This window comes from Anaerolineae bacterium (assembly GCA_014360855.1).
Classification (GTDB): domain Bacteria; phylum Chloroflexota; class Anaerolineae; order JACIWP01; family JACIWP01; genus JACIWP01.
The window spans coordinates 1-7,344 of record JACIWP010000164.1 but is presented as its reverse complement, the minus strand read 5'-3'; the positions used below and the strand labels follow the sequence as shown (position 1 = coordinate 7,344).

The following is a 7,344-nucleotide window of genomic DNA, read 5'->3' as shown; positions in this document are numbered from 1 at the left end:
ATCCCCCTGTGCTATACTCTTGCGGAATCTCAGAAAAGGAACGGACGGATGACGACCGCCAGCGCCTGCGGCAAGGTGATCCTGTTCGGGGAACATGCGGTGGTCTACGGCCGGCCGGCCATCGCCGTACCGGTCAGCCAGGTGCGTGTCGAGGCCGCGGTGGACCCTTTGCCGGAGGCCGGCGATATCCTGCTGGAAACGCCCGACCTAGGGCGCAGGTATTGGCTTGCCGAGGCGGACAGCAGTGACGGTATTGCCCACCTGGTGCGCCTGGCGCTGAAGGAACTCGGGGCGCCGGCGCGCGACCTGCGCATCTCCGTGCGCTCCGCACTGCCCATCGGCCGGGGCATGGGGAGCGGCGCGGCGGTCTCCACCGCCATCGTGCGAGCGCTGTGCCGGCATTTCGGCGTCCACTGGCCGCCAGAAAGGGTCTCCGCGCTGGTCTTCGAGGCCGAGAAACTGTACCACGGCACCCCCAGCGGGATTGACAACTCCGTCATCGCCTATGAGGCGCCGGTCTATTTCGTGAGGGGACAGCCCCCGCAAATCATCTCCATCGGCGCGCCCCTGCCTTTGATCATCGCGGACACGGGCATTTTCAGCAGCACGCGAGAGGTGGTCGGAGCGGTGCGGGAGGCGCGCGGCCGGGAGCCGGCGCGCTACGAAGCGCTGTTCGACGCCATCGGGAAGCTGGTGGACACCGCACGCCGGCACATTGAAAATGGGGATCTCCCTGCCCTTGGCCGGCTGATGGACGAAAACCATCGCCTGCTCCAGGAGCTGGGCGTTTCCTGCCCGGCCTTGGACAGGTTGGTGGAAGCCGCGCGGGATGCCGGCGCCTTGGGGGCCAAACTGAGCGGCGCCGGCCGCGGCGGCAACATCATCGCGCTGGTCACGCCCGAGCGCGCCGCCAGCGTGGAAAGCGCACTGCGCTCCGCCGGCGCCATAACCATTATCTCCACCACTGTATCTGCGCACCCCAGAGGGGAGTAACCCATATGCAACTGCGCGATTTCATCTCGCTCGCGGAACAGCGCCAATGGGTGGAACACGTGGACACACCAGTGCCGCCGGACGAGGGCATGGCCCGGCTGATGCACCGCGCCGGCGACAAAATCCTCTTCTTCCGCTCCCGCTGGAACGGCTATCGGGTCATCTCCGGCGTCTGCGCCTCACGGCGCTATTTCGCCCTGGCCTTCGGCATTGATGAGCGAGAGCTATGCGCGTACCTGGTGAAGGCGCTGGAGTCGCCGGCCGCCCCACCCATCGTCACCTCCGCGCCCTGCCAGGAAGTGGTGGAAGAGGAGGTGGACCTGGAAGCTCTGCCCATCGTGCGGCACACGCCGCATGACGGCGGCCCCTATGTCACCGCCGGCATCGCCGTGGTCCATGACCCGGCGCGCGGGGCCCTCAACGCCGCCTTCCACCGCCTGATGCGGCTGGACCGCCGGCGCTTCGCTGTCCGCCTGGTGGAAGGCCGGCATACCCACTCCGTATGGGCGAACTCTCAGGAAGATGTTCCCGTCGCCATCTGCATCGGGGCGCCCTTAAGCGTGCAGTTGGCCGCCGCCATGTCCCCCGCCGGAAGCCTCCCCGAGTTCTACATCGCCCATGCCCTGGCCCCCACCCCGTTGGTGCGCTGTCTGGGCTCGGACCTGCTGGTGCCGGCGGAATCGGAGATCATCCTGGAAGGGCGCATCACCCACGAGCTGGTGGATGAAGGGCCGTTCATTGACCTGACCGGCACCTTCGACATCGTCCGCAAACAGCCGGTGATCGAGATTGAACGCATCACCCGCCGGCGCGATCCCATCTACCAGGCGCTCCTTCCCGGCGGGCCGGAGCACCGCACGCTGATGGGTATGCCGCGCGAGCCGACGATATTTGCCGCCGTCAATGGGGTATGCGAGTGCCTCAACGTCTGGATCACCCCCGGCGGCGCCTCCTGGCTCCATGCGGTGGTACAGATACGCAAGCGCCGCCCTGAGGACGGCCGGCGCGCCGGCGAAGCGGCCTTCCGCGGCCACGGCTCCCTGAAACATGTTGTCGTGGTGGACGAGGACATCAACCCCTTTGACATGCAGGAGGTCGAATGGGCTATTGCCACCCGCGTGCAGGCCGATCGCGATATCATCATCTGGCAGGACCAACCCTCCAGCTCGCTGGACCCCTCGGCGAAACATATCCCGGGCCAGAAGGCCCGCACGGCCAAGATGGCCGTGGATGCCACCATTCCCTGGGACGATGAGAGGGGGCCGCAGCATCCCGAAGCGTTTCAGCGCTTCCGCTACGAGTGAAGGTCCTATGCCCTATGCGTCGGATGTTCGCCTGACAGAAGAAGAACGGGCTATGCTCGCCGGCGAGGCCGGGTCGGCGGTGCGCAAGGCCATGGAAATCGTGGTGGCGCTGGCCAGGATTTACGGCGCACGACATCTGGTGCCGGTGGAGAGTGTGCAGGTCGCCGGCGTCAGCTACAAAAACCTGGGCGACGCCGGCCTCCAGTTCCTCCGCGAATGGGCCGATGAGGGCGCTCGGGCGCGCGTGCCGGCCTTCCTCAACCCCGCCGGCATGGACCTCCAGCGCTGGAAGGAGCTGGGCATCCCCGAGGATTTCGCTCGCGCCCAGGCCGCGGTCATCGAGGCCTATACCCGCATGGGCATCGCTCCCTCGCTGACCTGCACGCCGTACTATATTGGCTTGCGGCCGGCCTTTGGCTCCCACGTGGCCTGGAGCGAGTCCTCCGCGGTCAGCTTCGCCAATTCCGTCCTGGGCGCGCGCACCAATCGCGAGGGCGGTCCCAGCGCGCTGGCGGCGGCCATCGCCGGCCGCACCGGCGCCTACGGCCTGCATCTGGACGAGAGCCGCCGCGCCACCTGCCTGATCGAGGTGCGGGCACCAATGCGCTCCATCGCCGATGTCGGAGCGCTGGGCGCCCTGGCCGGCGGGCTGGTGCGCGACGGCATCCCCTACTTCCGCGGCCTGGACCTGAGCTGGACACGCCGGCCGGAAGAGGCGCTCAAAGCCCTGGGCGCGGCCATGGCCGCCAGCGGCGCGGTCGCCCTGTACCATGTGGAAGGGGTAACTCCCGAGGCCGGCCTCCCCGACACCCTGCCGGCCGGCATCCCCCGCTTTGTTATTCACGACCTCACGGCCGGCTATCAGAAGCTGAACGGCCCGCTGGAGGAGATTGACCTGGTCAGCCTGGGGTGTCCGCACGCTTCGTTGGAAGAGCTGGGCGAGATGGCGCGCTTCCTGGCCGGCAGGCATGTCCGCACGCGGCTATGGATCACCACTGCTCGCCAGGTGCGGGAGCAGGCGGAGCGCGCCGGCATCGTGGCGCAAATCGAGGCCGCCGGCGGGCAGGTGGTGGCCGATACCTGCGTCATCGTCGCGCCGGTGGAACTGCTGGGCGTGCGCTCCCTGGCCACCAACTCCGCCAAGGCCGCGCTCTATGCCCGCAGTCATTCCGGCCTGGAAACGCGCTTCGGCACCACCGAGCAGTGCCTGGAAGCCGCCCTCACCGGGCACTGGAGAGGCCCATGATGAACCCGGAACTGGTCCTGCACGGCCGCGTCATCAAAGCCGGCACTGCCGAAGGCACGGCGCTGGTCTCGCCGGCCCCCATCAGCTTCCTGGGCGGCGTGGACCCGGACAGCGGCACCATCATCGAGCCAGGGCATCCGCTGGAGGGAATGCGCGTCGCCGGCCGCATCCTCGTCTTCCCCACCGGCAAGGGGAGCACCGTCGGCTCCTATACCATCTACCGCATGGCGAAGAACGGCACGGCGCCGGCCGGCATCATCTGCGCCCAGAGCGAGACCATCGTGGCGGTTGGCGCCATTATCGCCGGCATACCCATGGTGGACCTCATTCCTATAGAGCAGATTGCGACCGGCGACTGGGTGCGCATCGAGGGCGACACGGTATACGTGCGCAAATCCAATGAGGGGCCTGGAAGATGATATTTCTCAAGCTGGGCGGCTCTCTCATCACGGATAAACGCCGGCGGGAAACGCCGCGCATGGATGTCATCCGCCGGCTGGCACAGGAGATCGCCGCGGCCCGGCAAACCCGCCCTGACCTGCGCCTGCTGGTCGGCCACGGCAGTGGCTCCTTCGGCCATTTCGCCGGCCGCGAGTACGGCACCCGCCGCGGCATTCGCCCAGGCGAGGAAGCGCGCGGCTGGTACGGCTTCGCCGCCACCGGCGCCGCCGCCGCCCGCCTGAACCGGCTGGTCACTGATGCGCTGGTGGAGGCCGGCCTGCCGGCAGTCAGCTTCCCGCCCTCCGCAACGGCCCGCTGTCGCGCCGGCCAGCTACAGGAACTGGCCTGGGAGCCGCTGGCGCGCGCCCTGGACGCCGGCCTCCTGCCCGTGATTCACGGCGATGTAGCCTTCGACGACCAGTGGGGCTGTACCATCGTCTCCACCGAGGAGCTGTTCGCCTATCTGACCCCCATCCTCCGGCCGACGCGCATCCTGCTGGCCGGCACAGTGGACGGCGTCTTCACTGCCGACCCGCTTGTACACCCGCAGGCCGCTCTGCTGGCGGAGATCCACGCCTCACAACTGGACGCCCTGGAAGCGGAGTTAGGTTCATCATATGGGGTGGATGTGACCGGAGGCATGTGGAGCAAGGTGCGCATTATGGCGGAGCTGGTGCGCCGGCATCCCGGCCTGGAGGTGCATATTTTCTCCGGCGAGCACCCCGGCGCATTACGGGCCTGTCTGCTGTCGCCGGCGGAATGCGCCGGCACGCGCCTGCGCTGGTAAGTTCAGGAGGCTTTCACGTATCGCGTATTTCCGCCAGATGAGCGAAGGGGCCGGCCACGGCCGCATCGAACTCCTCGTAAATGGGGAACAGCCGGTCGTACACCGCCCGGGCACCCGCATCCGGGAAAACCATCTCCGGCTCCCTCAGCCACTGGCGCTTGATGGTGGAAAAATCCTTTACCTGCCTCACCGCAAAGCCGGCCAGGAAGGCGATGCCCAGCGCGCCGCTGGCCTGTGGGAAATACTCCAGCGGTATATCCAGCACATCGGCGCAGATCTGCCGCCACAGCCGGCTGCGCGCCCCGCCGGCCGTCGCCACCAGGCGCTTGATGTTCGGACGGTGCGCCGGCAGGCTCTGCCGCACGTTGTAGGCGAACGATTCCATCAGCGCGCGATAGAGATGCGCCGCCGTATGCGATGGGGTGAGCCCCAGCACAGCACCGCGGATAGTGGCATCGGGCGTCGGGGTGCGCCGGCCCAACCAGTGCGGCAGGACAATCAACCCCTCCGAGCCGGCAGGAATGCGAGCGGCCTCTTGCTCCAGCAGGACGAACGGGCTTTCGCCCAACCGCTCCGCCGCGAGGCGCTCGGCCCCGCCGAACTCCCGCAGGAACCAGTCCATCAGCCGGCTGGCCGAGAGGATGTTGGCGCCCCAATCCACAGCCGCCGTGCCGTCCGCGCTGGAGAAATGGGGACCGCCGGCGGACTCCACCAGCGGCCGGCGGGTGATGGTCAGCAAGCCGGTGGTGCCAAAGGAGAGCATGGCATCCCCTGGGTCAATGGCCCCACAGCCGACAATCGTGGGAAAGGTGTCCCCGGAGCCGGCGATGACCGGCACGCCGGCCGGCAGGCCAGTCTGCCGCTCCGCTTCCGCGGTTACCTCGCCCACCACCACGGTGGCGGGATACAGTGGAGGCCAGGCCTCTACTGGAATGCCCAACTGCTGGCAGATCCGCGCCTCCCAGCGCCGGCCGTGCGGGTCGAAGATGCCGCCCATGATGCTGGCCGTGTCATAATCCATACTGCGCCGGCCCGTCAGGCGCAGTACCACGTAGTTATGCGCTGACAGGACCGCCGCCGTGCGGGCAAAGACCTCCGGTTCGTGCCGCTGAAGCCACAGCAGTTTGGGCACCACGGCCTCGGCGGTCAGCGACAGGCCGGCGCGCGCGTTGGCCCAGGCCAACTCTTCCAGGGCGCGGTTATCCGAATACAAGATGGCCGGCCGGAGCGGCCGGCCATCCGCGTCGATCGGACACAGGCAGGGCACCAGCCCGCATACCCCCACCGCGGCGATGCTCCCTGCACGATCAGGGAGTTGAGCGGTCAGCCGGCGCATGATCTCCGCCGCCGGCACCCACCAATCCTGTTCGGCGTCCATCTCGACCCAGCCGGGTCGGGGATGACGAGGGCCGCGCGCCAGGCTGGCGGAAGCCAGCACCGTGCCCTGCGCATCCACCAGCACACCCTTGACCCCCTGGGTCCCAATATCCACTCCCACCAGCAGTGCCGGCATCGCCATTGCCTCACCCGATCGTTCTGAACCCGGTTCAGCTCATCACCATGCCGCCGTCCACCTCGATGGCCTGGCCGGTGAGATAGCGCGAGTCCTCGGAGGCCAGGAAGGCGACGACGCCGGCGATCTCCCACGGCTCGGCAAACCTGCCCATCGGGCAGTCCTTGGCGCGCTGGCGCAGCCATTCCTCCGGGGAAATGCCCTCCCGGGCGGCAATGGTAGCGGCGACGTACTCCACCATCTCCGTGCGGGTATTGCCCGGGCAGACGGCGTTGGCAGTGGCGCCGTAAGGAGCCAGCTCCATGGCCACGGAGCGGGTCAGACCGATCACGCCGCTTTTGGAGGCGGAATACTCGGCGCTCGCCGGCCAGCTCGTCTTGCCGGCCATGGAGGAAATGTTGATGATGCTCCCGGAACGCTGTTTCATCATGATGGGCGCGACCGCCCGATTGCTGAGGAATACGCCCGTCAGGTTGACATCAATCACCAACTGCCACTGCTTCAGGGATACCTCCGGCAGGGGCGCGCCGCGATAGACGCCGGCGGCCGCCACCAGGACATCAATGCGCCCCCAGCGTTCCATGGCCGCCTGCACCGCGCGCTCGATGTCTTCCTCGTGCGTCACATCGCAGTGCATGGCCAGGGCTTCCACGCCGTGCTGCCGGCATTCCTGGGCCGCCGCCTCACTAGCGGGATCATTGACATCCAGACACAGGACGTTGGCGCCCTCCTGGGCGAACCGCAGTGCGCACGCTTTGCCGATGCCGCTACCGGCACCAGTGATCATTGCCACCTGCCCCACGAAGCGCTTCATGTGTTTCTCCTTTTCCATAATTTTGCTGGATGCGTTTATTTGCCTTCTCGTTTAAACGGCTGGCCGGAAGCCGCCGGCCCAAGCATCGTTACGCCAGCTTCTCTCCTAACAGCTTCATCGCCTCTTCCACCGTCGCATCCTCATGCAGGATAGCCGCCACCGCCGCGGTCATGGCGGCGGGATCATCGGCGGCAAAGATGTTGCGGCCGATGGCGACACCGGCCGCGCCGGCGGCCACCGCCGCTT

The 7,344-nt window shown here is 67.6% G+C and carries 8 protein-coding genes; 5 read left to right on the top strand and 3 right to left on the bottom strand.

Features of this window, described 5'->3' with window-relative positions; genetic code table 11:
• Nucleotides 1–48: 48 nt before the first annotated feature.
• From mvk to H5T60_09650, 5 genes are read left to right on the top strand one after another with little or no spacing between them, the layout of a single operon-like run.
• A complete protein-coding gene (mvk, locus tag H5T60_09670) occupies nt 49–993 on the top strand; it encodes a mevalonate kinase (protein ID MBC7242699.1) in 945 nt (314 codons plus the stop codon).
• Nucleotides 994–998: 5 nt separating this feature from the next.
• Entirely contained in the window at nt 999–2,297 is a 1,299-nt protein-coding gene (locus H5T60_09665) for a UbiD family decarboxylase (GenBank protein MBC7242698.1), read from the top strand.
• A 7-nt stretch (nt 2,298–2,304) separates the two neighbouring features.
• On the top strand, nt 2,305–3,543 hold the full coding sequence (locus H5T60_09660) for an aconitase X catalytic domain-containing protein (protein ID MBC7242697.1): 1,239 nt from the start codon (nt 2,305–2,307) through the stop codon (nt 3,541–3,543).
• Nucleotides 3,543–3,962 (top strand): DUF126 domain-containing protein, encoded by a 420-nt coding sequence (locus H5T60_09655; protein ID MBC7242696.1) that lies wholly within the window; start codon nt 3,543–3,545, stop codon nt 3,960–3,962. Before H5T60_09660 ends, H5T60_09655 begins: the two co-directional genes overlap by 1 nt.
• Nucleotides 3,959–4,771, top strand: a complete 813-nt coding sequence (locus H5T60_09650) for an isopentenyl phosphate kinase family protein (protein MBC7242695.1) — start codon at nt 3,959–3,961, stop codon at nt 4,769–4,771. Before H5T60_09655 ends, H5T60_09650 begins: the two co-directional genes overlap by 4 nt.
• Before the next feature lie 13 nt (nt 4,772–4,784).
• Here H5T60_09650 and H5T60_09645 read toward each other — a convergent pair whose 3' ends face one another.
• The 3 genes from H5T60_09645 to H5T60_09635 form a co-directional block, all read right to left on the bottom strand.
• Nucleotides 4,785–6,284, bottom strand: a complete 1,500-nt coding sequence (locus H5T60_09645; protein MBC7242694.1) for a sugar kinase — start codon at nt 6,282–6,284, stop codon at nt 4,785–4,787.
• Between the two features lie 34 nt (nt 6,285–6,318).
• Nucleotides 6,319–7,098 carry an SDR family oxidoreductase gene (locus tag H5T60_09640; GenBank protein MBC7242693.1) on the bottom strand — a complete coding sequence of 260 codons (780 nt, stop codon included), beginning with the start codon at nt 7,096–7,098 and terminating at the stop codon, nt 6,319–6,321.
• An 88-nt stretch (nt 7,099–7,186) separates the two neighbouring features.
• Nucleotides 7,187–7,344: fructose-bisphosphate aldolase (locus H5T60_09635; GenBank protein MBC7242692.1), on the bottom strand; the 158-nt coding region annotated here is incomplete at its 5' end.

Coding starts and splice junctions, on each gene's coding strand:
- mvk (MBC7242699.1), top strand. CDS start 49: ATGACGACCGCCAGCGCCTGCGGCAAGGTGATCCTGTTCGGGGAACAT.
- H5T60_09665 (MBC7242698.1), top strand. CDS start 999: ATGCAACTGCGCGATTTCATCTCGCTCGCGGAACAGCGCCAATGGGTG.
- H5T60_09660 (MBC7242697.1), top strand. CDS start 2,305: ATGCCCTATGCGTCGGATGTTCGCCTGACAGAAGAAGAACGGGCTATG.
- H5T60_09655 (MBC7242696.1), top strand. CDS start 3,543: ATGAACCCGGAACTGGTCCTGCACGGCCGCGTCATCAAAGCCGGCACT.
- H5T60_09650 (MBC7242695.1), top strand. CDS start 3,959: ATGATATTTCTCAAGCTGGGCGGCTCTCTCATCACGGATAAACGCCGG.
- H5T60_09645 (MBC7242694.1), bottom strand. CDS start 6,284: ATGCCGGCACTGCTGGTGGGAGTGGATATTGGGACCCAGGGGGTCAAG.
- H5T60_09640 (MBC7242693.1), bottom strand. CDS start 7,098: ATGAAGCGCTTCGTGGGGCAGGTGGCAATGATCACTGGTGCCGGTAGC.